A 25,823-nucleotide genomic window follows, 5' to 3' on the forward strand; every position below is an offset into this window, starting at 1 on the left:
AGCCGTTCCTTGGACAGTTGGCTCCCAATTTGGCAGGATGGCCTTGCCGGGCCGGACGAAGCCGCCCGGAACGCTGAACAAACGCTGAACATCGGACAGGACAACAGGAAATGCGCATGCAGAGGGCTATCACGGCCGCCGCTGCCATGGAGAGCGGGGTGGCCGCTTTGGCCTGCTCCGCGGAGACTGACTGACTCCCCTGTTACCTTGGCCCGGATCCGGGCCGCCCACTGCTACGAAAGTTCAGCCATGCAATCAGTCACGCCCCAGCAAATCCGCTCATCCTTCGTCAACGCCAGCCGCTCGGAAGCGGCGAAACTGACGCTGCCCAAAAACTTCGATTCCCTCGACTGGGACAGCCTTGAGTTCCTGGGCTGGCGGGACGGAAAGATGCCGCTGCGCGGTTACCTGGTGGTCCCCGGTCCGAAAGGCCTCACCGGAATCATGCTCCGGGCCCCCGAGGGAGGCGTCCGGAAGAACCGTTCCGTGTTGTGCGAACTCTGCCGGGACGTCTTCTCCAAGGAGGACGTCCTGCTCTGGGTCGCCAAGCGCTCGGGCCAGTCGGGGCGCGACGGCAACACCGTCGGCACCCTGATCTGCGCCGACTTCCTCTGCTGCGGCAACGTCCGCAGGGAACCGCCGGCCAACGAGATCAACCCGGACCCCGCCGTCGTCGTGCAGCGCCAAATCCAGGGGCTGCAGGACCGCACGGCCCAGTTCCTGGCCAGGGTTCAGTCCAAGTAGCCAGTGCAGCCCAAGTAACCAGTGCAGTCCAGGTAACCGGCGCACTCCACGTGCTGCCGGTTACCGCAGGACGATATCCACCGGGTTCGCCTCGGACCGCCAGGCGCCTTCTTCCCCCGGGCGGGGGCGGATGACCGGTGCGGTCAGGACGCCGGATCGGTTGGTGCGTTTGTCGCGCAGGATTTCGGTCACGGAGCCCAGGTGCCGGGACAGGTCGATCACGTTTTCGGGCGCAGCCAGCAGCAGCTGGAACCCGAATTCGTGCAGCGCCTTGATCCCGGCTCCGGCGAACTCCTCGGACGCGAGCACGAAGGCCTCGTCCATCATCACCGTGCCGTAGGTGGTGAAACCCTGCTCGGCAATTCCCAGCTGGTAGCTCAGGGCGGCGGCCATGATGAACGCCGTGAACCGCTGCCGCTCGCCACCGGACATCGATCCGGTGTCGGCGTGCATGAACACTTCTGTCTTCCTGCTGCCGCCTTTCTTTCCCGAGGTGGGGGCGGCGACTTCGCGGTGTTCCTTGCACTGGATGAACAGGTGGCCGCGGACGTCCAGGACCTCGGCGCGCCAGCGCCGGTCCTCCGGCGCCTGCGACCCCAGCCGCTTGACCAGGGTCTCCAGGGACTTGTAGCGGGCGGTGAGCTCGGCGTCGTCGTCCCTGTCCGGACCGGAATTGTCTGAGCGGCCTGCCTCCGCCTTCGCGGGCCGGGTGTGCCGTGCCTTCAGCGCGTTCTGGATGGCGTCCTTGAACTGCTTGGCAGTGGGCGGCAGCGTCTGTTTGATGTCCAGTTCCAGGTAGCTGCCCTCATGGAAGTTGACCTGGGACAGGATGCCGTTCAGCGGGAGGATGCGGCTGGTGATGGAGCGCCGTTCCTCGTCCAGCAGGTGCAGCAGGGTGCTGAAGGACTCGTGCGTGCGCTGGTTGAAGAACTGCCGGAACTCGGCCTCCTGCGCGGGCAGGCCGTCATTCACGATCGCGTGGTAACGGGACTCAAACTCGCTGGCGGCGCCAATGCTGGTTCCGTGGTCGGCAGAAATGGCGCTGCCCCACTCCCGGACGAAGCCCTCGAAGATGCGGGTGAGGCGCTCGGCCGTGGCCTGTCCCCGCGACTCGGCTGCGTGCAGTTCGCCCAGCAGGGCCGTCCGTACCCGGTTGGCCAGGTTGTCCAGTTCATGCATTTCGGTCACGTCGCCAAATTCCGCGAAGTGCGGTTCGAGCGCTGCCTCAGTGGCGTCCGACGGCGGTGCCTGGGCCAGACGGACGCGCGCGGCTTCGAGCAGCGCGTCCGCGCCCGTCAGCTGGCGGTCCAGGGCCTTGTATTCGCTTTGCAGGACTGCTGCCGACTCGGTGCTGGACTGGTGTTTCTGCCGGACCTCCTCGATGGTGGCGCGGAGCGGTTCCAGGTCCGCTTGGGCGGCCAGGGCATCCTTGAGCCGCTGCTCGATCCGGGCGACCTCGTCCGCCGCGACAGCCGCGGACACTTGTTCCCACGGGCGGTCGTCCTCGGCGATGCGGCGCAGGGCATCGAGCTGGCGGCTCATGCCCTGGTGCGAGTCCTCGCGGCTCTGGGCCAGTTCTGCGGCCTTGGCCACTTCCTGCCGAAGGTCCTCCACCTGGCCGGCAACGAGTTCGAGCTTGGCGGCGTTGTCGAAACCGAGCACGTAGTCCTGGCGCCTGGTGAAGCGGTCGTCCTTCTCCACCGTGTGCCGGTTCCGCTTGACCACGCCGCCCAGGCTCAGGCCCTTCTCCAGGGCTGCGAGTTCGTCCGGATCCTCGACGCACGGGTAGGCAAAGTCCAGTGCGATCCGCTCGCGGACCCATTCGCCGGCCTCGGCCACCGCACCGGCGGCGAGGATGTCCAGCTTGGCCAGCAGGTCGCCGTCGCGCACGTCCTCCACGGCGAGCGCGCCGCCTGCCAGCGGCTTGGAGACGTCCACCGCCCGCAACGCGCCGCGGACGTTATGGTCGTTGAGGTACCGGGTCACGGCACCGAAGTGCTCCCCCGGCACCAGCAGGGTGGTGGCCAGGCTCCGGAGCGCGCGCTCCGCTGCCGGGCGCCACCGCTCCTCGCCTTCGGCGAGGTCCATGAGCTCGCCTGCGAACGGCATCCGGTCCTCCGGGATCCCCGTGGCGGCGGCGATCGCGGCGCGGTTTTCAATGCTCGACGGCGGCAGGAGGGATTTGCGCGTTTTCAGCGACAGGAGTTCCTGCTCGGCGGCCGCAAGCTCCCGTTTGCGGGTGGCATGGGCGTCGAACGCCTCGAACCGGAGCTCCTGCAGGGCCTGTGAATCGTCCTTCAGCTCGGCCGACCTCGCCGCCGCCTGTTCGTGCGCCTGCTCCCAGCCGGCCGCGCTCCACTCAAGCTGCAGCCCGGCGTCGGACAAGGCCTGCTGGGCCGCCTCTTCCACCTGGCGGCGAAGCTTCAGCCCCATCCGGGCGTTCTCCAGGGACTGCTCGATCGCCGAGATGGCGTTGCCGCCCTGGTTGTTGTAATCGGTTTCGAGTTGCCGCAGTTCCTTGGCCAGGCCGTCACGGACCGCACGTTCGGCGCCGAGCTCCTTGGCCTTCGCCTGCGCCAGCTCACGGAACCGGACCAGGGTTTTCTGGTGGACCTCGACCGCCAGCTTCTGCTTGTAGGCCTCGAACTCCTCCCCCACAAGGTCCCTCAGCCGGTTCGCGTCCAGCAGGGACTGCGCGTATTCACGGTTCAGTCCCGGCACCGGGGCCAGCTGGTCGCGCTGCTGCCGGACGTCCTCCAGCCGCTGGCGGATGGACATCAGGTTGCTGAACTCCTCCACCACGTCATCCGCGGCGGCCAATGTTGCAGGGGCATCCAGCACCTGGTCGCGGAAAAACGTGTTGACGCTGCCGCCCAGCCCTTTCCCCGCCTGGATGACGCGCAGCAAAGGCAGCGCCTGGTCCGAGCTGATTCCCAGCAGCCGGCGGAACCGCTCAGCGAACGCCTTGTGGACATCGAACACCTGCGCGTGCGGGAAGATCGTTTCCAGTGCGCCCTTGGTGAAGCGCTTGTCCGCGATGCCTTCCACGGCTTCCAGGTCCAGCGGCACGTTGTCAATCAGGTAGAACCGGCCCACGCTGGACTCGGTCCCGTTCTTGGGCAGGTCGAACAGCGCCGAGACCGTCACCCGGGTGCCGGCGGCGTTGTCGAACGTCAGCGCGACGGCGGACCAGGTGGCACCCGGGCGCTGGAACGCACTCGCCGAGCCGTCCCCCACGGCCTTGTCCCCCACCTTGCCGCGCATATAGGTGAAGGTGGTGCGCTTGTCCTCCACCGCACCGCCGGAACGCTGCGCCGCCGCCTCGTTGGACCGCGGCCGCGCATCGAACACCCGCAACATGGCATCGAACAACGTCGACTTGCCCACGCCGGAGTTACCCGTCAGCAAGGTGCCGTTCCGGTCCACATGCATGGTGTGCGCGCCGTGGAACGTCCCCCAGTTGACCACCTGCACCAAGGCAAGCCGCATCTGGCCCGGGTTGGTCACGTCCCCGAGCGGGAGCATGCTTGCGATGGTCACTTGGTCACCTCATTCGTGGTTTCTGACGCCTCGTCACCATTGGCAGCGTCGTCCTCTGCTCCATCGGCACCTGCCTCAGCGTCGCCGTCAAGATCCAGGAGCGGTTCAGTTCCCGACTGGTCCGCGGACGCCGCCACCAGCGCTTCGATGTGGGCCGGGATGTCGCCGATGTTTTCGAACGGCAGCGCCAAGGGCAGGGCGTTGGAGATGGTGTAGACATCCTCCAGGCCCGAGGGGAGCAGGAGCTGGCGGGCCAGGAGCTTGGTGATGGCACGGGTCACCACATCCGAATCGCGGAGGGCGTCCTGCTGGCCCGCCGGCTGGTAGTGCGCCACCAGGTCCGTGATCTCCTCCCGGGTGATGGTGGGGTCCGTCTGGGCGGTGACGTGCCGGTCCAGGAGCAGCCGGAGCCGGAGCAGGACGATGGTTTCAACCCGGCTCAGCGCGCGCTGCTGGCGCAGGATGCTGGACCGGGTGCTGCCGCCGATGACCTCCGGGTCGACGGGACGGAGGACGGCGATCTTCCGCTCATGGTCCAGCTGCAGGGTGAGGAACAGCTCGGAGAGGCGGCTCCGCAGGATCAACTGGTTGTCCAGCAGCACCGTCCACAGCTTCTCGTCACGGCCGCCATCGATGTACGGGCCCTTGAGGAGCTTGACCAGCGCCTGCCGCACCTTCATCGGCAGCACGCCGGTATCGCCGGGGAACAGGGCTGCGCCGTCCACGAAGGTGTCCCGGGGGGAAACCACTCCGGGGGTGGGGCTCGACGACACCGGGGTTCCGACAGACTCAGCCACCGGCTCGTCCAGCGGTGTCGTGATTTCCTCAGTCATCTGAATCCTTTGCGAGCGTGACCACGGGCAGGTAGGCCCTGCGGGTGGAACCGTCTATCTGTTCGAAGTCCAGGCCGTCCCAGGCCCCGCGGTTGAAGTCGGCACCCCGGTGCAGGGCTTCGGAGAGGAGGGCGCGAATGGTGTTGATGTGCTGCTCCCCGGGGGGCAACTGCTGCCAGGCGTCAGCGAGCGTTGCAGCCCCCGCCATGGCCGCGCGGACCACCGCGGGCTTGGCTTTGCCGGTCCTCGGCGAGCGCACCCGGTCCGAGTCCGTGAAGGCGATGGGATCGGCCAGGCGGGGCGGAGCCGCGAACTCGTCGGGATCGAACAGCTTCACCATGGACAGCGACTCGAAGCCCGCGTTGTACAGGACCGGGCCAGGCACCAGGCCGGGGCGTTCACGCTCGTACGGCAGCGACCGGATTGCCTGCTCCGCCTCCCGCAGCACCTGCCGGAGCCGGACCGACTGGCGGAAATCGTCACTCTGGACGTACGTGTTGAGGCTCTCGCTGAGCTTGCCGTAGATGCGCTGGATCTGGCTGTGCTGCTGCCGGAGCTCCGCCACCAGGTTTTTCAGGGTCTCCCGGTCCTCGGGTGAGAGGTCGTCGGCGAATTGGCGGCTCAGGACTTCGCCGATGGCGGACCGGAACCGGAGCTGCTGCTGCGGGTCCTCCAGGAAGGCGGTGAAGGACCGGAACGTCCGGCCCTCCGGGCTCTGGCGGAGCCGTTTGTCCGCCTCCAGCACCTGCGCCATGGTGGCGCCCTTGGTCAGCGACTCCTCAATGATCTGGTTGCGCAGGCCGCCCACCAGTTCCTCGATCCTGTCGCGCATCTTCTTGTAGTCCGCGGGCAGGCTGGCGGCCAGGTCCAGGATGTTCCCGGCGGCCTCCACTGCCTCGTCATCGTCCAGGAGGCCGTCGAACTCGCCGGTGCTGATGTCCTCGATGAGCTGCTGCCGCTCCTCGATTTCCTCTTCCAGGGCCTCCAGGCGCGCACTCTGGTCCGGGTTGGTTTCGTTGGCGAGCTTCTCCACGTCCCCCAGCAGGGTGCCCAGCCGGGAACCGTTCAACGTGGACCGTTCGCTGGAGAGGCTGTCCAGGAAGGCCAGCACGCGCGCTGCCGGTTCGGTGACCTCGTACACGATCTGGCCCGACTGGTTGCGGCGGGTCAGGAACTGCCGCCGGGTCCACTCGTCGCCGAAGGATTTTCCGTTGGCCCCTCCGCCCAGCCCGGGTTCCTGGCGCCGCAGCTCCTCAAGGAAGGAGTCGACGTCGGCATGGAATTCCTCCAGGGGCAGCTGCGGCCGGGTGCGGGTGAAGGAAGCCTGCAGCACCGCGATCACCCACGGCGCCGAACGCGTCAGCGCCCAGGCGGGTCCCTTGGTGAGGAGTTCGAGGTCCCGAAGCCGGGCGCTGATGGCATCAGCGGATGACCTGGCGGAGCGGGGCACGCACTCTCCTTGGGTTCGGGTGGCGGGGGCGGCAGCGGGGGTGGACCGGAAAACTGCCAACTACAAGGTTAACGCAGGCCGCCGCGACCACTCCGTGACCTACCTCCGGGTAGTGTCTCGATCCCGTATCAACAGCCCCTCCAGCCCCACCCGCCTCTGGCTGGCGGCGGGAGTGTCCCCCTACGCTTCAGCTACTGGTCTTCACCACAGCAGTCTTTCGCCACCGCAACGCCGCAGCAGGGGGATTCATGCAGTTCGATCTGAGCACAGTGGAAACAGCCACCTTGGTTTTCATCGGGACGCTGGTGTTCGGCGCGGTCCTGGCCGGATTCGTCCTGGCCGCCGGGCTGGTTGCCCTGGTGGTGCTGGGCGCCGGAAAGCTCACGTGGACGGTGCTGTCCACCACGCTCCTGGCAGTGGCCCACGGAATCAACGCCGGGTGGGACAGGCTGGTCCACCGTGCGGCCGCCGTCGATCTGTCCGGCGATTTCCAGGGGCAAACGGCCCCTGGCACGGGAACCTACCCGCGGGTAATCTTGAGTGACAGCTGAAGGGTTCTCCAACCCGGCGGATCCATGGCTACACCGGCCATTCCGGCCCGAGGAGATAACCCATGAGCTCCGCAACTGACAGCCAGGCCAAAGACGCCCCGGCTGAGGAAATCCCCGTTCCGGCCGGCAACATCGGGGCCGGAGCCACCGCCGAAGATGCCAGGGCCGTCGCAGAGGCCGCCCGCGAAACCGGCTGGGACCGCCCCAGCTTCGCCAAAGGCCTCTACCTGGGCAGCTTCGACCTCGGCCTGGTCCACCCCTGGCCGGCCGCCGATCCGGCGTCCGTGGAAAAGGGCGAGGCCTTCATGGCCCGCCTGACCGAATACGCCAAGTCCATGTCCGGGCGGATCATTGAACGGGACGCAAAGATTCCTGACGAGTACATCAGGGACCTGGCCGCCCTGGGCGTCTTCGGCATGAAGATCCCGGAGGAATACGGCGGCCTGGCCCTCTCACTGGTGTACTACGGCCGGGCGCTTGCCCTTCTCGGCAGCGTCCATCCCAGCCTGGGAGCGCTCATCTCCGCCCACCAGTCCATCGGCGTTCCGGAGCCGGTCAAGGTCTTCGGCACGCCCGCGCAGAAACGCGAATACCTTCCCCGCTGCGCTGCCGGCGCCGTCACCGCGTTCCTCCTCACGGAACCGGACGTCGGCAGCGATCCCGCCCGGATGGGCAGCACGGCAACGCCAACGGACGACGGCGAGGCGTACCTCCTGGACGGTGTGAAGCTGTGGACCACCAACGGCGTGATCGCCGAACTGGTGGTGGTGATGGCCCTGGTTCCCGCCCACACCGACGCCGCAGGCACCACCCACAAAGGCGGCATCAGCGCCTTCGTGGTGGAGATGGACTCGCCCGGCATCACGGTGGAGAACCGGAACGCCTTCATGGGCCTGCGCGGCATCGAAAACGGCGTGACCCGTTTCCACCAGGTGCGGGTTCCCGCCGCGAACCGGCTGGGCCGCGAGGGCCAGGGCCTGAAGATTGCCTTGACCACCCTGAACACCGGCCGCCTGGCGCTGCCGGCGCTGTGCGTGGCCTCGGGGCGTTGGAGCCTGAAAATTGCCCGCGAATGGTCCAACGCCCGCACCCAGTGGGGCCGGCCCGTGGGCGAACACGAGGCCGTGGGCAAGAAGATCGCGTTCATCGCGGCGTCCGCCTTCGCCTTGGACGCAGTCTTTGAACTCGCCGCCGAACTGGCGGACGCCGGGCAGAAGGACGTCCGCATCGAAGCCGCGCTCGCCAAACTCTGGGCCACGGAGATCAGCTGCCGGATCGCGGACGAGTTGGTGCAAATCCGCGGCGGCCGCGGATTTGAAACGGCCGAGTCGCTGGCGGCCCGGGGCGAACGAGCGGTACCGGCCGAGCAGCAGTTGCGCGACATGCGGATCAACCGGATCTTCGAGGGGTCTTCCGAGATCATGCGGTTGCTTATTGCCCGGGAGGCCGTGGACGCGCATCTGGCAGCGGCGGGCGAGCTCGCGTCCCTCGATGCGAGCCTTGCCGATAAAGCCAGGGCCGCCGTCGGCGCCTCCGGTTTCTACGCAAAATGGCTGCCCAAGCTGGTGGCGGGCGCCGGCATGGACCCGCGCTCCTACAGCGACTTCGGCCGGCTGGCCAAGCACCTGCGCTTCGTAGAACGCTCCTCGCGCCGGCTGGCACGGCAATCCTTCTACGGCATGGGCCGGTGGCAGGCAAAGCTGGAGCGGAAGCAGGCCTTCCTGGGCCGCATCGTGGACATCGGCGCCGAACTCTTCGCCATGACCGCATGCTGTTCCCGCGCTGAAATGCTGCTTCGCACCTCCCCCGGTACGGCCGCGGGCGCCTACGAACTTGCCGATGCCTACTGCGAGCAGGCAAAAGTGCGGGTGGACGAGTACTTCGAGCAGTTGTGGCGGAACACGGACGACGCCGACCACGCGCTGACCCGCAAGGTCCTCGCCGGCGATTACACCTGGCTGGAAGCCGGCGTGCTTGACCAGTCCGAGGGGACCGGCCCGTGGATCGCCGATGCCTCTGCCGGGCCGTCCAGGAAGGAAGACCTGCACCGCAAATACCGGTAAAACCGCAGGTCACGAAATAATAAGCACGCTTGCTATCGGTGGGGGTGGGTGGTTGAGTTAGTTCATGAGCAGCTCAACGGACCCAGAGAACCTGCCTCCCCGCCATGCCCGGGAGGATGAGGCCTCCCGCCGCGGCAACCCCCGCGCGGACGCAGCGGAGGATCCCGCCACACGGTCGATCGACCAGGCACCGGCCCGCCCGCGCGAGCGGGAACGCGACCGGGACTACGGCGCCGCCCCGTCCGCTGAGCGGGAGTACCGCCCTGCCCCCGCTACTGCTGCGGCACCCGTGGTGGACCCGGCGCTCGCGGACAGGGAAACCGCCGTCGCCCGCCAAAAGGAACGGTTCGGCGGCATCAAAGCCGGCTCTGCGTTCTTCGGCTGGCTCACCGCCACCGGAATGGCCGTGCTGCTGACTGCATTGGTTGCTGCTGCCGGGACCGCTGTGGGGCTGGCCAACAACACGGACGTCAACGCGGCCGTGAACCAGGCCGCGCAGAACAGCGGCACCGTGGGGCTGGTGGGCATCATCGTCCTGCTGGTGATCCTGTTCCTCTCCTACTATTGCGGCGGTTACGTCGCCGGCCGGATGGCGCGCTTCAACGGCGCAAGGCAGGGTCTCATGGTGTGGATCTGGGCCCTGATCGCGGCCGTTGTGGTCGCCATCCTCGGCCTCGTGGCGGGTCAGCAGTTCAACGTCCTGGCCAACCTCAACAGCTTCCCGCGGATTCCCGTCAACGAGGGCCAACTGACCACCACCAGCATCATCGCAGCCGTGGTGGTGGCGGCTGTGGCCCTGGTGGGCGCCGTCCTCGGCGGCCTTGCGGGGATGCGGTTCCACCGCAGGGTCGACCGTGCCGGTTTCACCCCGGACAGCGAGTATTACGACGACGGCGAGTAGCCCGCAGGCGGCGCGCCGCTGCTAGGGGGACAGGATGTCGCCGTCCACATAGAGCCACCGGCCGCCTTCGCGGACAAACCTGCTGGCTTCATGGAGAACCCCGCGGTCCGCGCCGTGCCGGTAATAGGCCTTGAACTCCACAGTCCCTTCGGTGTCGAACGGACCGCCCTGGCTGGTGGCAACGATGTCCAGGCGCCGCCACTGCATGGCCGGATCCAGGTCGAGGCCGGCCGGGACCGTTGATGGATGCTGGGTCCGGAGCAGGTAGGCCTCATCCAGCCGGGCAAACGCGCTGTAGCGGGACCGCATCAGCTGCTCCGCGGTTGAAGCTTCCGCCGTGCCGGAATGGAACCTGCCACAGCACTCGGCGTACTGTTCGCCGGACAGGCATACACAGTTCGCGGACTCATTCGATTCGGTCATCCGGTGATGCTGTCACATCGGGTAACAGCTTCGCTACAACCCTGTCCATGCCACCGCGCCCGGCGGCATGGGACGCCAAAAATCCGTATGGTTGAGAAGGAGCTTGCCCCTGGCGCTGTGCGCCGGCAGCGGGCCCGGGATGTTGGTGGAAAGGAGTGATGACGTGGAGCAACCGGACACTCTGGTCCTCAACCTGACCTTCTTCGGCACCATGGGCGTAGCCCTCCTGATGTTCCTGGTCCTCTTCCTCCTCGGGGTGCTTACCTTGGTCCTTGCCGGCGTGGGCCGGCTGGCGGGCATCGTGGTGATGGCCCTGTTCGGAAAGGGCCCCCGGAAGGGCAGTGCGCTGTTAATGGCGGCACGGAGCGAAAGCCCGGAGGGCCGCCCATCCTGGCGGGAACGTGCAGCCGCCGTGAAGCCGGCACGGCTCAGGGAGTCGCTGCGCACCGTCGTCGTACGCCACCCCAAACTTGCCGCGGCCCGGGCCGAGCCGCCTGTCCTGGCCGAAGACTGGGCCTCAGCCGTGGCCGAAGCCGACAAACGCGCCGAGGCCAGGGCACGGGCCGCCGCGCCCGAAATCAAGCTCTCGGTGCGGGACCTTCCGGACCCGGCGGCGCCCGCCGACAAGGTTGCCCAGGTAGCCCCACTGGTGGAATCCGCCCTGCACAACCACCGGCCGCCGCACGAACTGCCGAGGTCCTTCAAGAAGCCCGTGCCGCCGCATCCGGTGCCGCCGCTGGACACCGGGTCCCTCGTTTCGCTCGCAGGCCCGAAGCAGGTCCTCAAGGGCAAAGCGCCGGAGAACCGCTAAGCCCTTACCCTGAGCAACCAACTGGGTTAGCGTGAAACCCATGGAATTCAGATACCTCGGAAACAGTGGCTTCAAAGTCTCGGAAATCACGTTCGGCAACTGGCTGACGCACGGCTCGCAGGTGGAAAACGACGTTGCCACCCAATGCGTGCGGGCAGCCCTCGACGCCGGCATCAGCACTTTCGACACCGCGGATGTCTATGCAAACACCGCAGCGGAAACCGTCCTGGGCGAGGCCTTGAAGGACGAGCGGCGCGAGTCCCTGGAAATCTTCACCAAGGTCTTCGGCCCCACCGGCCCCAAGGGCAAGAACGACTTGGGGCTCTCCCGCAAACACATCATGGAATCCATCAACGGGTCCCTGCGCCGGCTGCAGACGGACTACGTGGACCTCTACCAGGCCCACCGCTACGACTTCGAGACGCCGCTGGAAGAGACCATGCAGGCGTTCGCGGACATCGTCCGGCAAGGCAAGGCGCTCTACATCGGCGTCAGCGAGTGGACCGCCGACCAGCTCCGTGAAGGGCACCGGCTGTCCAAGGAACTCGGCTTCCAGCTCATCTCCAACCAGCCCCAGTACTCCATGCTGTGGCGGGTCATCGAAGCGGAAGTGGTCCCGGCGTCGGAAGAGCTGGGGGTATCCCAGATCGTCTGGTCGCCCATGGCCCAGGGCGTCCTCAGCGGCAAGTACCTTCCCGGCCGGCCGGCCCCGGAAGGCAGCCGCGCCACCGATGAAAAGGGCGGCGCCAAGATGATTGAGCGGTGGATGCGCGACGACGTCCTGGCCGGCGTGCAGGACCTGAAGCCGATTGCCGCCGAAGCCGGCCTGACCATGCCGCAGCTCGCCGTTGCGTGGGTCCTCCAGAACCCGAACGTGGCGTCCGCCATCGTGGGTGCGTCCCGGCCGGAACAGATCGCCGACACCGTTGCGGCGGCAGGGGTGAGGCTGGATGCCGAGGTCCTCAAGAAGATTGACGACGCCATCGGCGGCCTGGCCGAACGCGACCCGGCCCAGACCAAGTCGCCTGCCACCCGGGAAGCCTGAATGGCCGCCCCGGCCGATCTTCCTGAGCTGGCGGTCACCGGATCCACCGGAGGCCTGGGCGGCATGCTGTCGCGGCAACTTGCCACGTCCGGCTTCGCGCAGCGGCTGTTGGTGCGCGACCCGGCCCGGGCGCCGGAACTGGCAGGGGCCTCCGCCGTGGTGTGTTCCTACGGCGACGGTGCGGCGTCCCGGCAGGCCCTGGATGGAGTGAAGCTCCTGTTCATGGTCTCCGCTGCCGAGGCCGAGGACCGGCTGCAGCAGCATTATGCGTTCGTGGACGCAGCCGCCGACGCGGGAGTCCAGCATGTGGTGTACACGTCCTTCTACGGCGCCGCGCCGGATGCCACGTTCACCCTGGCCCGGGACCATTACGCCACGGAGGAGCGGATCAAGGCCTCCGGTATGGACTTCACGTTCCTCCGGGACAACTTCTACCTGGACTTCCTGCCGCTCATGGCCGGAGAGGACGGCGTGATCCGCGGGCCCGCCGGTGACGGCGTGTTTTCCGGGGTGGCACGGGAGGATGTGGCCCGCTCCGCCCACGCAGTGCTCCGCGACCCTGCGATCCACAAGGGAATGACCTACAACCTGACCGGGCCGGAAGAACTGACCATGGCGCAGGCCGCCCGGGTGCTGAGCGACGGAACCGGACGGACCGTCAGCTACCACCCGGAGACAGTGGAGGAAGCCTACGCCTCCCGGGCGTCCTACGGCGCTCCGCAATGGCAGCTGGACGCATGGGTGAGTACGTACACGGCCATGGCGGCCGGCGAAATGGCAGGGCTTTCACCTGACGTGCACGGCTTGACCGGCCAGGACCCCATCAGCCTGGCCGAGTTCCTGACGCGGCCCGTCCTGTAGCGCTCCGCTCCCCGGTCCGTGGGCTGTTGACGGACCGGGGATCCCGGCGTAGACCAGTGCCTAGGCGCCGCCACCCCGGCGGAGCACGGCCCACAGAATCCCGGCGCCATGACACAGACCAGAGAACACAGCCAGCCACCGGCTGCGGAAGCCCCGCCGGTATCCGCGGGCCCGTCGGAGGGTCCCCTTACTCCCGAGGAACTGCAGCTCTCCGCCCGCAACCATTCAATGCCGCTGGAAGCGCTCCGCCGCGACCTCACGCCTCCCGGGCTGCACTACGTACTCACGCATTTCGATATCCCGGACATCCAGGCCACGTCCTGGCACCTGCGGATCCGGGGTGCGGTGGAACGGGCCCTGGAGCTGAACCTCGCAGCCCTCCGCAGGGCCCCGGCCATCACCGTCCCGGTCACCCTTGAGTGCGCGGGCAACGGCAGGTCGCTGCTGGAGCCGCGGCCCCTCAGCCAGCCGTGGGTGCTGGAAGCGGTGGGCACGGCGCAATGGACCGGTGTTCCGCTGGCCTATCTCCTGGATAAGGCGGGAATACTGCCCGGCGCCCTGGAAGTGGTCTTCACCGGCGCGGACGCGGGTGTTCAAGGCGGCGTCCCGCACCACTTCGCGCGCAGCCTTCCGGTCCGCGAAGCCCTGCGTCCCGACGTCGTCCTTGCCTACGCCATGAACGGCGCCGAACTGCCGCCGCAGCATGGGTACCCGCTGCGGCTGGTGGTTCCGGGCTGGTACGGGATGGCCAGCGTCAAGTGGCTGGAGTCGATCGAAGTGGCCAGGGAGCCGTTCACCGGGTTCCAGCAGCAGTCCGCCTACCGGTACCAGGCCACCGCGGACGACGCCGGCAGGCCGGTTTCGAGGATCAGGGTGCGTTCGCTGATGGTTCCGCCGGGTATCCCGGACTTCTTCACCCGCCGGCGGTTTGTCCGCCCAGGCCCGGTCATGTTGCAGGGCCGCGCCTGGTCGGGGGAAGGTGCCGTGGCCGGCGTCGAGGTGGCCGTTGATGGCACGTGGCTGCCTGCCCGTTTGGACAAGCCCGCGGGCGGCTACGCGTGGCGGGGGTGGAGCATGCAGTGGGAGGCCGCGCCCGGTGAGCATCTCCTGGCCTGCCGCGCCAGCGACACCACCGGCGCCACCCAGCCGCTGGAGCAGAACTGGAACTACCAGGGGATGGGCAACAACGTGGTGCAGCGGGTCACGGTCACGGTGGAGTGAAGCCGGCGGGCCCGGGGCTATACTCGGTGCCAATCATGACCAGCCTCCCTTCCTCCCCCGCCAGCGTCCGAATCGATGCGTGGTTGTGGGCCGTCCGCGCCTACAAGACACGGTCGGCCGCCACTGCCGCCTGCCGCGCCGGGCATGTCCGCCTCAACGGCAGTCCCGCCAAGGCTTCCGCGACGCTGGTCACGGGAGACACGGTGACGGTGCGCATGTCCGGGTACGAGCGCATCCTTGAGGTCCGGCGGCTGATCGCCAAGCGGGTGGGAGCCGAGGCCGCCTCCCACTGCTTTACGGACCACACTCCCCCACGGCCCGTCCTGCCGGCACTGGGACTCCCGCAGCGCGACCGGGGCGCCGGGCGGCCCACCAAGAAGGACCGCCGGGAGATGGAGCGCCTCAAGGGGCCGGCCTGACCTGCCCTGCCCTGCCCTGCCCTGCCCTGCCCTGGGTCAGCTTTTGGTGCGGGCCCGCACCAGGTTCGCATACGGCAGTTTCCCGTATTCCTCGACAAAGCCCGTGTGGTAATCCGCCTCGGCCTGGTTGAGGGTTTCGGCGGCCATTTCCTTCCAGGCAACCAGCAGCGCGCCCGCATCCCTGAGTTGCCAGATGAGCCGGCCGTCCCAGTGGCCCGGCGGCTTTCCGTGTCCGAAGTCCAGGAACTCCTGGATCTGCCGCCTCAGCCCGCGGTTGCCCTTGCTGCCCGGACCGGCTTTGCCGAGGTACAGGACGGCTGCGGTGTCCAGCCAGGCCGCTCGGAGGTCCCGCTCCGTCAGGGAGGGATCTTTCTTCTTGAAGACACCGGCGGTGCTCTTTGTCAGGAATTCCGGCTGGAACGTGTCGGGCGCTATCACGGCGAAAATACCCGTTCCCCGCGGGACCCGCATTACGTCAAGGTCCTTCAGGGGCCGGAAGCCCAAGAAGCCGTCGTCTTTCAGGCCCTTCCTGGTGAACTGCATCCTCACATTGAACAGCATCCCGGCAGTGCAGCCCCGGTTTCCGGTAAACGCCCATCCTCCTCCCAGGAAGACTGGCTACCATTGCCGCGTGCCACCCCTTGAGATCCTCGTTTCCTCCTGGCGCCTGGACTGGGCCTCCACGGCTTTCGTCGTTGCGGCCGGAGTCCTCTACGGGTGGGGGATGCGTTCAGCCGGACGGAATGGCCACCGGTGGCCGGCCTGGCGCGCGGTGGCGTTCTACGTCCTGGGCCTTGGTACTTTCGTCATCCTGACCTGCGGTTTCACCGGCGTGTACGGCCCGCAGCAACGATGGGCCTTCACCCTCAAGATTTCGCTGCTGCTCTTTGTGGTCCCACTGCTCATCGGCCTGGGCAAGCCGCTGACGCTGGCGCGTGCGGCGTTGCCGGACCACGGAATTAGGGTCTTCGACGCCGTGCTCTCCAGCCGTCCGGTGCGGTTCGTCAGCAATTCATTCGGCGCACCCCTGCTGGGGCTGGCGCTCTTCTCCACTTTCCTCACCCCCGCCTTCTACACGCTGCGGACCAGCCCCGCGGCCGACGCACTGCTCACGCTCGGCGTCCCCCTGCTGGGCATGCTCATGGCCCTGCCCATCATCGAAGAATCCAACTTCCAACGGTCCAGCGCCTACCTGACCCTGGAATTCATGTTCGTGTTCATTGAGCTGCTCATCGACGCCGTGCCCGGCATCCTCCTCAGCCTCAACGGCCAGGTCCTCGACCATGCACTGACCGTCCCGGATCCCCAGTGGTGGTTCCGGGACGCCCTCCAGGACCAGCAGTTCGCAGGGAATCTGCTCTGGTTCATCTGCGAGGTGGTGGACCTGCCGCTGATCATCCTTATGTTCATCCGCTTCTCGCGCAGCGACAAGCGGGAAGCCGTGGCTTTCGATGAACTGACCGACGAGCAGCTCGATGCGCTCCACAACCAGCACCTGCGGGGCCGCCACTAGGCTGGCCCCGGCCAAAAATCAAGTGTGCCCACCGCTCGCCGCGGAAGCGTAGAGTGACAGAGGACGCCTGATTCTGGACGCCTCGCTGCAAAGGGAGAAATCGTGACAATTGATTGGGACGAAAAAAAGGCCCTGCTACAGGAACCGAACATCGCGAAGGTGACCCAACTTTGCGAAGAACTGATGGAAAAGAAGCCCGGTTCCACCGTCCCCTACATCGACCCCGTGCATGACGAAGACGAGTGCAGAATCATCAGCCTCCAGGCCAGCCCGGGCAAGGGCACCGAATCCGGGTTCGTCTCGCTCTACAACGACGACGAGGCAGCCCGCCGCGCCACCCAAATCTACGAACTCGCCGAACTGGATCCGCAGTACGTCATGCCGTGGAACGCCTACCCCTGGATCCGCGACAGCGGCAGCCCGTCGGCGCTGAGCGTCCAGGAGAAAACTGACGGCCTGCGCCCCTTCCGCCAGTTCCTCAAGATCAATTCCCGGGTCTCTGCCGTCGTCGCGCACGGCACGGACGCCTCGACGTTCCTGACTCTCTTTGAGAAGACCTACCACTCGTCGCTGAAGAACAGCGGCATCAAAATCTACAAGGCCTCCGCCCTCGGCGGCAGGGCCTTTGCTGTTTCAGAGGCCAAGCAGGAAGAACTCCTGGCCAAGAGCGTGGAAACCTACCGTGATGCCATGCAGCGGGCGGGCATCCAGCACCTCTAGGGTTGAATCAGCGCCGCCCACCGGCTTTCCGCCGGCAGCGATGAGCAGGGCTGGCGGGACCAAACTGTCAGGGAATTTCCAGGCGCAAAGGCGCATACTCGTACGTACCTGACCGCCGGCCAAAGAAGGCTCTACCGTGACGTCCGCCCCCACCCGCCCGATCGGCGCTGCGCCCGCGGCACGTGCCGCGTCCCCCGTTCGCCGGTGCGGTGTTCAGCCCGGCGATGCGGGCCTGGGGTTGCTGCCATGACGGGGTTCATCGATGGCCTCATGAACGTCAGCCCCCTGGTGGCGTACATCGCGGTGTTCTGTCTCGTCTTTGCCGAGGACGCATTGTTCATCGGCTTCGTCATCCCGGGAGAAACCGCGGCCGTCCTGGGCGGAGTGGTGGCCAGCCGGGGCGAAGTCCAGCTGGGAGCGATGATGGCCCTGGTGGTCGCCGCCGCGATCGTGGGCGACAGCGTGGGATACGAGGTGGGCAAGCACCTGGGCAGCCGCATCCTGAAGACCAGGGCGCTGGCCCGGCACTCCGGAAAGCTGCAGAACGCCCAGGACCTGCTGCGCCGCCGGGGCGGCTCCGCCGTCTTCCTCGGGCGCTTCACCGCCTTCTTCCGGGCGGTCATGCCCGCCCTGGCCGGAACTTCGCGGATGCCGTACGGCCGCTTCCTTGCCTACAACGCGGCGGGCGGCGTGGTGTGGGGCATCGGCTTCGTCCTCTTGGGTTTCCTGGCCGGCAACTCCTATGAAGCCGTGGCCCAGGCAGCCGGCCGGGACATCGCCGTCGTCATCGCCGCGGTGGCGGTGGCCGCGCTTGTTGCCTGGCACTTCCGCTCACGGCGACGGCGGCAACACCACCGCGCCGCGGAGCAACGGCAGGACTAGGGAGGGCTTGACAGTGACTGTGACGGGTGCCATATTTAAGGCGTGAACCTGTCAGACAGCCGGACAGCAGGACAGCCTGCTTACCGTCCCCTTGCCCGGCTGAGCGCTGCCGAGGCGGTGTTCAACGCCCTCCGCGCGGACATCGAGTCCGGCACCCTTCCGGTGGGCAGCAAGCTCAGCTCGGAGGCCACACTGTCCCAGCAATACGGGGTCAGCCGCTCGGTCATCCGGGAAGCGCTCCGTTCCTGCACCGCCCTGGGCCTGACGGTTACCCGGACCGGCAAAGGCACGTTCGTCATTGCCGGCAAGGTGGCCAACGACCTGACCCTGGGGCAGTACTCGGCGCGGGACCTGACCGAGGCCCGCCCGCACATCGAGGTCCCCGCCGCCGGACTGGCCGCACAGCGGCGCACCCCTGAAGAACTGGATACCCTTCGCGACATCGTGGCGGCCATGGCCACGGAAACCGACCCCGAGTCCTGGGTGGCCCTGGACTCCTCCTTCCATGCCGCCATCGCCCGCGCCAGCGGCAACAAGGTCTTCGCCAGCGTGGTGACGGACATCCGTGACGCGCTGGCCCACCAGTCCGAAACGCTGAACATGGTGGCCGACCGCCAGCACGCCTCCGACGTGGAACACCAGCAGATCCTGGCCGCCATCGAGGCAGGCTCCGCGGACAAGGCCCGCGCCGCCATGGCCCACCACCTGGAAGCCGTGGGCGCCGCCCTGGACTCCATCCTCAACAATTAGACACATCCAACCAACCTTTCCAAGGACGCCATGCCATCCCCCGTGTTTTCCGCTGCCCGCACCGCTGCCCTGGGTGAGGCGGCCCTGCCGCACCACACCCCGCTGGTGGCCGCCGTCCGTGACGGCCTCGTGGAGAGCGTGCACTACGGCTCGGCAATCGCCCTCGCGGCTGACGGGTCCGTGGCGGCAACCGCCGGTGATCCCCAGGCCCCCTTCTACCCGAGGTCAGCGCTCAAGCCGCTCCAGGCCGTCGCCATGGTCCGGGCCGGTCTGGACCTTCCGGCCGACCTCCTGGCCCTCGCCGCCGCAAGCCACTCGGGCTCCGCGGCGCACCGCGACGGCACCCGGCGCATCCTCGATCTGCACGGGCTGGCCGCCACCGACCTTGAGAACAGCTCCGACCTCCCCTACGGCACCGCCGAACGTGAGGACTGGCTGCGCACCGGCGGCGGCCCCACGCAGACCACCCAGAACTGTTCCGGAAAGCACGCCGCCATGGCCGCGACCTGCGTGATCAACGGCTGGCCCGTCCGGGGCTACCTGGATCCCTCCCACCCGCTGCAGCAGCTCGTGGCGCGGACCGTCACCGAGCTGACGGGAGAGTCACCCGCTGCCCTGAGCACCGACGGCTGCGGCACCCCGTTGTTCGCCCTCACCCTGGGCGGCATGGCCCGCGCGTTTGGCCGGATCGCCCGGGCGGCGTCCCTTGCAGCCACGCACGACGACGGCGGGCCCGGTTCCGGAAGCGCGGAAGCCGCCGTCGGGCTGGCCATGCAGCAGCACCCCGACATGGTTGCCGGTGAAGGCCGGGATGTCACCGACCTGATGCGGCTGCTCCCGGGGGCCGTGGCCAAGGATGGCTTCGAAGGCGTCCAGCTGGTGGGCCTGGCCAACGGCGGCGCAGCAGCCGTCAAGATTTCCGACGGCGGCGACCGCGCCCGGATGCCCGCCACCGTCCGCCTGCTGGATGCGCTGGGCGTGGACATCGAACCGTTCGCCGGTATCGCCACCGCCCCCGTCCTGGGCGGCGGCCACCAAGTGGGGCAGTTGCTGGCCACCGATTTCCTGGATACCACCCCGTCCACGCCCGACAACGAAGCCCTGTGAGGAACCCCATGACCATCATCGACACCGCCGCCGACGTCCGTTCCGAGCACGACCTGCTCGGCGACCGCGACGTACCGGCGAACGCCTACTGGGGCGTGCACACGCTCCGGGCCGTAGAGAATTTCCCCATCACCGGCCAAAAACTGTCCTCCAACATGCACCTGGTCCGCGGGCTCGCCGCCGTCAAGCTCGCGGCCGCACGGACCAACCGTGAACTCGGACTGCTGGACGCCGACCGCGCCGATGCCATCGAGCAGGCATGCCAGGACGTCATGGCCGGCCGGCTTGCCGACCAGTTCGTGGTGGACGTGGTCCAGGGCGGTGCCGGGACGTCGTCGAACATGAACGCCAACGAGGTCATCGCCAACCGTGCCCTGGAAATCCTCGGCCACCCCAAGGGCGACTACGCCAGGCTGCACCCGAACGACCACGTCAACCTCAGCCAGTCCACCAACGACGTGTACCCCACGGCCGTGAAGCTGGGCACCATCTTTGCCGCCCGCGAGCTGCTGGCCGCACTCGAAGAACTCGAGGACGCCTGCGCCGCCAAGGCCGTGGAGTTCCGCACCGTGGTCAAGATGGGCCGCACGCAGTTGCAGGACGCAGTCCCCATGACCTTGGGCCAGGAGTTCGGCAGCTACGCCGTCACCATCGGCGAGGACCGGCTCCGCCTGGCGGAGGCCGAACTGCTGATTCATGAGATCAACCTCGGCGCCACCGCCATCGGCACCGGCCTGAACGCCCCGGCGGGTTACGCCGACGCGGCCTGCCGGCACCTGGCGGAGATCACCGGCCTGCCGCTGGTCACCGCCGTCGACCTGATTGAAGCCACCCAGGACGTGGGGGCGTTCGTGCACCTCTCCGGCGTGCTCAAGCGTGTTGCGGTCAAACTGTCCAAGATCTGCAACGACCTGCGCCTGCTCTCGTCAGGACCCCGCGCCGGCTTCGGCGAGATCAACCTCCCCGCCGTCCAGTCCGGCTCCTCGATCATGCCCGGCAAGATCAATCCGGTCATCCCCGAAGTGGTCTCCCAGGTGGCCTATGAGGTCATCGGCAACGACGTCACCATCACCATGGCCGCCGAAGCCGGGCAGCTTCAGCTCAACGCCTTCGAACCGATCATCGTCCACAGCCTCCACAAGAGCATCTCCCACCTGGAAGCCGCCTGCCGCACCCTCACGGCCCGCTGCATCAGAGGGATCACCGCCAATACCGAACACCTGCGCCGTACCGTGGAGCAGTCAATCGGCCTGGTCACCGCATTGAATCCCCACCTCGGCTACGCCACCGCCACCGCCATCGCGCAGGAAGCACTTGCCACCGGCAAGGGCGTGGCTGAACTGGTCCTTGAGCACGGGCTCCTCACCGATGCCCAGCTCCAGGACCTCCTCAGCCCCGAGCGCCTGGCAAACCTCAGCAAGTAGTCCCCCTCCGCCCCCTGGCCCCGCAAGCCCGGCCAGGGAACCAGGCGGCCGTGGGCCCCCCCACATCCCCGAAGGACACTCCCATGACAAATTCCCCCCTTCCAGACCATGTAATTGATGGTGGTCACGCGCATGCATCCGAGACTTCCCTGCATGCGGAGGACAAGGGTTACCACAAGAACCTCAAGCCGCGGCAGATCCAGATGATCGCGATCGGCGGTGCGATCGGTACCGGCCTGTTCCTGGGTGCCGGCGGCCGGCTGAACGCCGCGGGCCCGTCCCTGGTCATCGCGTACGCGGTGTGCGGGTTCTTCGCGTTCCTGATCCTGCGCGCCCTGGGCGAACTGGTCCTGCACCGGCCCTCCTCGGGCTCCTTCGTCTCCTACGCCCGTGAATTCTTCGGCGAGAAAGCCGCGTTCGTCTCCGGCTGGTTCTACTGGATCAACTGGGCCACCACCACCATCGTGGACATCACCGCCGCCGCCCTCTACATGCACTTCTTCGGCAACTACATCCCCTGGATGGCCGATGTCCCGCAGTGGGCCTGGGCCCTGACCGCCCTCCTCGTCGTCCTCGCCCTGAACCTCGTCTCGGTCAAGGTCTTCGGCGAAATGGAATTCTGGTTCGCCCTGATCAAAGTCGCCGCCCTCGTCGCGTTCCTGATCATCGGCACCTACTTCGTCATCTTCGGCACCCCCGTGGACGGCCAACAAGTCGGCATCAGCCTCCTGTCCGACCACGGCGGGATCTTCCCCACCGGCCTGCTGCCCATGATCATCCTCATGCAAGGGGTCCTGTTCGCCTACGCCTCCATCGAACTCGTCGGCACCGCCGCCGGCGAAACCGAAAACCCCGAAAAAATCATGCCCAAAGCCATCAACTCCGTGGTCTTCCGCATCGCCGTGTTCTACGTCGGCTCCGTGATCCTCCTCGCCCTCCTGCTCCCCTACACCACCTACCAAAAGGGCGTCAGCCCCTTCGTGACGTTCTTCGGCTCCATCGGCGTCCAAGGCGTAGACGTCATCATGAACCTCGTCGTCCTCACCGCCGCCCTGTCCTCCCTGAACGCCGGACTCTACTCCACCGGCCGGATCCTGCGCTCCATGTCCGTCAACGGCTCCGCCCCCCGCTTCGCCTCCCGCATGAACAAAGCAGGCGTCCCCTACGGCGGCATCGCCATCACCGCCACCGTCTCCCTCCTCGGCGTCCCCCTGAACTACCTCGTCCCCGCCGACGCCTTCGAAATCGTCCTCAACATCGCCTCCGTCGGCATCATCATGACCTGGGCCACCATCGTCCTATGCCAAATCCAACTCAAACGCTGGGCCGACAAAGGCTGGGTCCAACGCCCCACCTTCCGCATGTTCGGCGCCCCCTACACCGGCTACCTCTCCCTCCTCTTCCTCATCGGCGTCCTCATCATGGTCTTCATCGACTCACCCCTGACCATGCTCGTCACCGCCATCGCCTCCATTCTCATGGTCGCCGGCTGGTACGCCTGCCGCCACCGCATCCGCCACATCGCCGAAACCCGCGACGGCTACACCGGGACGTCCCCGGTAGTCGCCAACGCACCGGCTGACACCTTCAAGAAGTAACGGCCTTCGGGCTTAACCGCCGACGGCGGCACCTGGGTTCTGGAATTCCGGAACCCGGGTGCCGCCGTCGGGCGCTTAATGCGGTGGTCCTCCTACTGTGACGGTTTGACCACCATGGCCGAGCCGCCGCCGCGCCTGACCGGCTCCGCGGCGGCGAGGGTCCGGCCGTCCTTCAGGAATTCGATGGCGGTGGCCGCCCCGATCTCCGAGGCGGAGGTGAAGGAGTCGCCGGACGGGGTCAGCGTGTGGCCGAATCGCGAGGTCAGGGCTGCCCCGTACTTATCGATGAAGGCAGGCTCGGCCGTGACGCTGGCCGTGTTCCGTTGCGACGCACGCGGCGCGGCGATGGCGTCCGGGGTGCTCATACCCAAGTCGATCTTGTTCACCAGGGTCTGCAGCACCGTGGTGATGATGGTGGAGCCACCCGGGGAGCCCAGGGCCAGGAACGGCTTGCCGTCCTCCAGCAGGATGGTGGGCGACATCGAGGACCGCGGCCGTTTGCCCGGCTCAATCCGGTTGGGATCGGTGGCGCTGTACACCGTGGAGAAGTCCGTGAGCTCGTTGTTCAGCAGGAAGCCGCGGCCGGGGACCACCATGCCGGACCCGCCGGTCTGTTCGATGGTCAGCGTGTACTCCACCACGTTTCCCCACTTATCGGAGACAGTCATGTTGGTGGTGGAGATGTTTTCGGTGTCCTTCTCCTCGGCGGCAGCAGCCGGCCCGGCCGGGCAGGCGCCGTCGTAGGAGGTCACGTCGCCGGGCAGGACCGGCTTGGTTGCGGCATGGGCTGGGTCCAGCTCGCAGGCTCGTTCCTTGCCGAAGACGGGATCAGTCAGGGCTTTCGTGGGGACTTTCACGAAGGCAGGATCGCCGACGTACTTCCCGCGGTCGGCAAACGCGAGGGCACTGGCTTCGAGGTAGTGGTGCAGGACGGCAGGCTGGTCTGCCTTCAAGGCCGGCAGGTCGAAGACGTCCAGGATGTTCAGGGACTCCCCGACGGTGGTGCCGCCGCTGCTGGAAGGTGCCATGCCATAGACGTCATAGCCGCGGTAGTTCACGTGGGTGGGGTCCTGGTCCACGGCCCGGTAGTTTTCCAGGTCCTCCGCCGTCATGGAGCCAACGGGAACGGGAAGCTTGGTGTCCGGGGACTTGGGCGGATTCTGGACGGTGTTGGCGATCTCTTCGGCGAGCGGACCGTTGTAGAACGCGTCCATTCCGTTGCGTGCCAGCAGCCGGTAGGTGTCCGCGAGGTCGTGGTTCTTGAAGACCGATCCCACCTCCGGCAGCTTGCCGCCCTGGAGGTACAGGTCCTTGGTGGAGGTGAACGCCGCGAACCGCGTCTGGTTGTCCTGGGTCTGGTTGCGGAAGGTCTCATCCACCACGAAACCTCGGTCCGCCACCTTGATGGCCGGTTTCAGTGCGTCCCCCAGGCTGATGCTGCCCCAGCGGTCCAGCGCACGTTCCCATGTGGCCGGGGTGCCGGGCACGCCCACGGAGACGCCGCTGGTGACCAGTTCCGGGGTGAACGGGTAGGGCTTGCCGGTAGCGGGATTGATGAAGGCATCCGGCTTGATTCCGGCCGGCGCAGTCTCGCGGCCGTCAATGGTGCTGACCTTCCCGGACTTGGCGTCGTAGTAGACAAAATAGCCGCCCCCGCCGATGCCGGCGCTGTAGGGTTCGGTGACGCCCAGCGTGGCTGCGGCGGCAACCGCGGCGTCCACGGCGTTCCCGCCCTTCCGGAGGACTTCGATGGCCGCTGCCGACGCTTCCGGGTCCACCGTGCTGACCGCGCCGCCGTACCCGGTGGCCGTGGGACTCTTGTCGGTTTGCCGGGGGTCCGCTGCAGCGGGACTGATGGCCCCGGTGGTCACGCCGATGGCCAGCGCCGCCGTCACAGCAGCGAGCCGGCGTCCGAAATGTGGCATGGTGGCTCCTTAGTGGGGGTTCGTGTGATGGTGGCCACGCTACTCTTCGGGTAGGACACACTCAACGATTCCGAAAGGAAGGGCACCATGCCTGGTGGATCCAAACTCGCCGTAGTGGGGGCCGGGAGCGTAGGCACGTCGCTGGCCTACGCCGCGCTGATCCGTGGCTCGGCAAGCAGTATCGCCCTGTTCGACGTCAATGCGCCCAAGGCCGAAGCGGAGGCCCTGGACCTTGCCCATGGCAGCCAGTTCGCCGCGGCGTCCGCGACGGTGGCCGGCGGCGGGGACATCGCCGTCACGGAGGGTGCCGACGTCGTGGTGATTACCGCGGGTGCCAAGCAGAACCCGGGGCAGAGCCGCCTGGACCTGGCCGGCACCAACGTCCGGATCCTTGAACAGCTGATGCCGCAGCTCCTGGAGCGGGCGCCGGACGCCGTCTACGTCCTGGTCACCAACCCGTGCGACGTCCTGACGGTCGCGGCCCAGCGCATCTCCGGGCTGCCGCCGGAGCGGATCTTCTCTTCCGGCACCGTCCTGGACACCTCCCGGCTGCGCTGGCTGCTGGCCCGGCGTGCAGGTGTCTCCGTCACCAGCGTGCATGCCAGCATGGTGGGCGAACACGGCGACACCGAATTTCCGCTGTGGTCCGGGGCCACGATCGGGCCTGTCCCGATCCGCGACTGGACGGACGGCGGCGGGCGGGTCTTCACCTCCGAGAACCTGGCCGCCACGGCCCGGGACGTGGTGCAGGCCGCGTACAAGGTCATCGCCGGCAAGGGGGCCACCAACTATGCCATCGGCCTCTCCGGCGCCCGCATCGTGGAGGCGCTGCTGCGCGATGACAATGCCGTCCTCCCCGTCTCCACGGTGTTGTCCGGGCAGTACGGAATCTCGGGAGTGGCGCTGTCACTTCCCAGCGTGGTGGGCCGCGGCGGGGTGCACCGGGTCCTGGACACACCCATGGACGGCGGCGAACTGGCGGCCCTGCAGGTTTCCGCTGACACCTTGCGGAACACGATGGACACGCTGGGGATCTGAGCGG

At 67.4% G+C, this 25,823-nt stretch carries 23 protein-coding genes; 17 read left to right on the forward strand and 6 right to left on the reverse strand.

What is annotated here, in order from left to right:
• Window positions 1-249: 249 nt before the first annotated feature.
• Complete coding sequence (locus AC4EEV_RS10265) at window positions 250-744, forward strand: FBP domain-containing protein (RefSeq protein WP_026265190.1); 495 nt, start codon at window positions 250-252, stop codon at window positions 742-744.
• Window positions 745-804: 60 nt separating this feature from the next.
• Here AC4EEV_RS10265 and AC4EEV_RS10270 read toward each other — a convergent pair whose 3' ends face one another.
• The 3 genes from AC4EEV_RS10270 to AC4EEV_RS10280 are packed head-to-tail and all read right to left on the reverse strand — an operon-like array spanning window position 805 to window position 6,567.
• The gene (locus AC4EEV_RS10270) at window positions 805-4,284 is read right to left on the reverse strand and encodes an ATP-binding protein (RefSeq protein WP_491330832.1); all 3,480 of its coding nucleotides are present in this window, start codon (window positions 4,282-4,284) and stop codon (window positions 805-807) included.
• Window positions 4,281-5,117 carry a DUF4194 domain-containing protein gene (locus tag AC4EEV_RS10275; protein ID WP_491330833.1) on the reverse strand — a complete coding sequence of 279 codons (837 nt, stop codon included), beginning with the start codon at window positions 5,115-5,117 and terminating at the stop codon, window positions 4,281-4,283. The genes AC4EEV_RS10270 and AC4EEV_RS10275 overlap by 4 nt, the downstream gene beginning before the upstream one ends.
• The gene (locus AC4EEV_RS10280) at window positions 5,110-6,567 is read right to left on the reverse strand and encodes a DUF3375 family protein (protein WP_018763928.1); all 1,458 of its coding nucleotides are present in this window, start codon (window positions 6,565-6,567) and stop codon (window positions 5,110-5,112) included. Before AC4EEV_RS10280 ends, AC4EEV_RS10275 begins: the two co-directional genes overlap by 8 nt.
• Before the next feature lie 248 nt (window positions 6,568-6,815).
• Between AC4EEV_RS10280 and AC4EEV_RS10285 the strand changes: the two genes are divergently transcribed.
• From AC4EEV_RS10285 to AC4EEV_RS10295, 3 genes are all read left to right on the forward strand, one after another.
• Window positions 6,816-7,118 (forward strand): hypothetical protein, encoded by a 303-nt coding sequence (locus AC4EEV_RS10285; RefSeq protein WP_491328892.1) that lies wholly within the window; start codon window positions 6,816-6,818, stop codon window positions 7,116-7,118.
• 62 nt (window positions 7,119-7,180) lie between these two features.
• Window positions 7,181-9,181, forward strand: a complete 2,001-nt coding sequence (locus tag AC4EEV_RS10290) for an acyl-CoA dehydrogenase family protein (protein WP_491328893.1) — start codon at window positions 7,181-7,183, stop codon at window positions 9,179-9,181.
• A 64-nt stretch (window positions 9,182-9,245) separates the two neighbouring features.
• Window positions 9,246-10,082, forward strand: a complete 837-nt coding sequence (locus tag AC4EEV_RS10295) for a YrzE family protein (protein ID WP_491328894.1) — start codon at window positions 9,246-9,248, stop codon at window positions 10,080-10,082.
• Window positions 10,083-10,103: 21 nt separating this feature from the next.
• On the opposite strand, the gene AC4EEV_RS10300 is transcribed toward AC4EEV_RS10295, so the two are convergent.
• Window positions 10,104-10,505, reverse strand: coding sequence for a YchJ family protein (locus AC4EEV_RS10300; protein WP_133832827.1), 402 nt, complete (start codon window positions 10,503-10,505; stop codon window positions 10,104-10,106).
• A 163-nt stretch (window positions 10,506-10,668) separates the two neighbouring features.
• Here AC4EEV_RS10300 and AC4EEV_RS10305 point away from each other — a divergent pair, with 163 nt between their 5' ends.
• From AC4EEV_RS10305 to AC4EEV_RS10325, 5 genes are all read left to right on the forward strand, one after another.
• On the forward strand, window positions 10,669-11,316 hold the full coding sequence (locus AC4EEV_RS10305; RefSeq protein WP_026265188.1) for a hypothetical protein: 648 nt from the start codon (window positions 10,669-10,671) through the stop codon (window positions 11,314-11,316).
• 40 nt (window positions 11,317-11,356) lie between these two features.
• Window positions 11,357-12,361: an aldo/keto reductase family protein gene (locus AC4EEV_RS10310; protein ID WP_018763922.1), complete on the forward strand. Its 1,005-nt coding sequence runs from the start codon at window positions 11,357-11,359 to the stop codon at window positions 12,359-12,361.
• A complete protein-coding gene (locus AC4EEV_RS10315; RefSeq protein ID WP_491328895.1) occupies window positions 12,362-13,222 on the forward strand; it encodes an SDR family oxidoreductase in 861 nt (286 codons plus the stop codon). It begins immediately after the preceding gene.
• 108 nt (window positions 13,223-13,330) lie between these two features.
• Window positions 13,331-14,443 (forward strand): sulfite oxidase, encoded by a 1,113-nt coding sequence (locus AC4EEV_RS10320; RefSeq protein ID WP_491328896.1) that lies wholly within the window; start codon window positions 13,331-13,333, stop codon window positions 14,441-14,443.
• Between the two features lie 35 nt (window positions 14,444-14,478).
• Window positions 14,479-14,862 (forward strand): RNA-binding S4 domain-containing protein, encoded by a 384-nt coding sequence (locus AC4EEV_RS10325; RefSeq protein WP_018763919.1) that lies wholly within the window; start codon window positions 14,479-14,481, stop codon window positions 14,860-14,862.
• 36 nt (window positions 14,863-14,898) lie between these two features.
• Here the strand turns inward: AC4EEV_RS10325 and AC4EEV_RS10330 are convergent, their stop codons facing one another.
• Window positions 14,899-15,405, reverse strand: coding sequence for a hypothetical protein (locus AC4EEV_RS10330; protein ID WP_026265185.1), 507 nt, complete (start codon window positions 15,403-15,405; stop codon window positions 14,899-14,901).
• Between the two features lie 88 nt (window positions 15,406-15,493).
• Between AC4EEV_RS10330 and AC4EEV_RS10335 the strand changes: the two genes are divergently transcribed.
• The 7 genes from AC4EEV_RS10335 (at window position 15,494) to AC4EEV_RS10365 (ending at window position 22,856) form a co-directional block, all read left to right on the forward strand.
• Complete coding sequence (locus AC4EEV_RS10335; protein WP_491328897.1) at window positions 15,494-16,375, forward strand: cytochrome c oxidase assembly protein; 882 nt, start codon at window positions 15,494-15,496, stop codon at window positions 16,373-16,375.
• A gap of 102 nt (window positions 16,376-16,477) precedes the next feature.
• Complete coding sequence (locus AC4EEV_RS10340) at window positions 16,478-17,095, forward strand: uracil-DNA glycosylase family protein (RefSeq protein WP_491328898.1); 618 nt, start codon at window positions 16,478-16,480, stop codon at window positions 17,093-17,095.
• 246 nt (window positions 17,096-17,341) lie between these two features.
• A complete protein-coding gene (locus AC4EEV_RS10345; protein ID WP_018763915.1) occupies window positions 17,342-17,977 on the forward strand; it encodes a DedA family protein in 636 nt (211 codons plus the stop codon).
• A gap of 42 nt (window positions 17,978-18,019) precedes the next feature.
• Window positions 18,020-18,727, forward strand: coding sequence for a FadR/GntR family transcriptional regulator (locus tag AC4EEV_RS10350; protein WP_018763914.1), 708 nt, complete (start codon window positions 18,020-18,022; stop codon window positions 18,725-18,727).
• 30 nt (window positions 18,728-18,757) lie between these two features.
• Complete coding sequence (locus AC4EEV_RS10355; protein WP_018763913.1) at window positions 18,758-19,834, forward strand: asparaginase; 1,077 nt, start codon at window positions 18,758-18,760, stop codon at window positions 19,832-19,834.
• An 8-nt stretch (window positions 19,835-19,842) separates the two neighbouring features.
• Window positions 19,843-21,258 carry an aspartate ammonia-lyase gene (locus AC4EEV_RS10360; protein WP_491328899.1) on the forward strand — a complete coding sequence of 472 codons (1,416 nt, stop codon included), beginning with the start codon at window positions 19,843-19,845 and terminating at the stop codon, window positions 21,256-21,258.
• Window positions 21,259-21,341: 83 nt separating this feature from the next.
• Window positions 21,342-22,856: an amino acid permease gene (locus AC4EEV_RS10365; RefSeq protein ID WP_491328900.1), complete on the forward strand. Its 1,515-nt coding sequence runs from the start codon at window positions 21,342-21,344 to the stop codon at window positions 22,854-22,856.
• A 92-nt stretch (window positions 22,857-22,948) separates the two neighbouring features.
• Here the strand turns inward: AC4EEV_RS10365 and ggt are convergent, their stop codons facing one another.
• Window positions 22,949-24,781, reverse strand: coding sequence for a gamma-glutamyltransferase (ggt, locus tag AC4EEV_RS10370; protein WP_491328901.1), 1,833 nt, complete (start codon window positions 24,779-24,781; stop codon window positions 22,949-22,951).
• Between the two features lie 87 nt (window positions 24,782-24,868).
• Here ggt and AC4EEV_RS10375 point away from each other — a divergent pair, with 87 nt between their 5' ends.
• Complete coding sequence (locus AC4EEV_RS10375; RefSeq protein ID WP_018763651.1) at window positions 24,869-25,819, forward strand: L-lactate dehydrogenase; 951 nt, start codon at window positions 24,869-24,871, stop codon at window positions 25,817-25,819.
• The last annotated feature ends 4 nt before the right edge of the window (window positions 25,820-25,823 follow it).

The organism is Pseudarthrobacter sp. MOO14 (assembly GCF_058267675.1).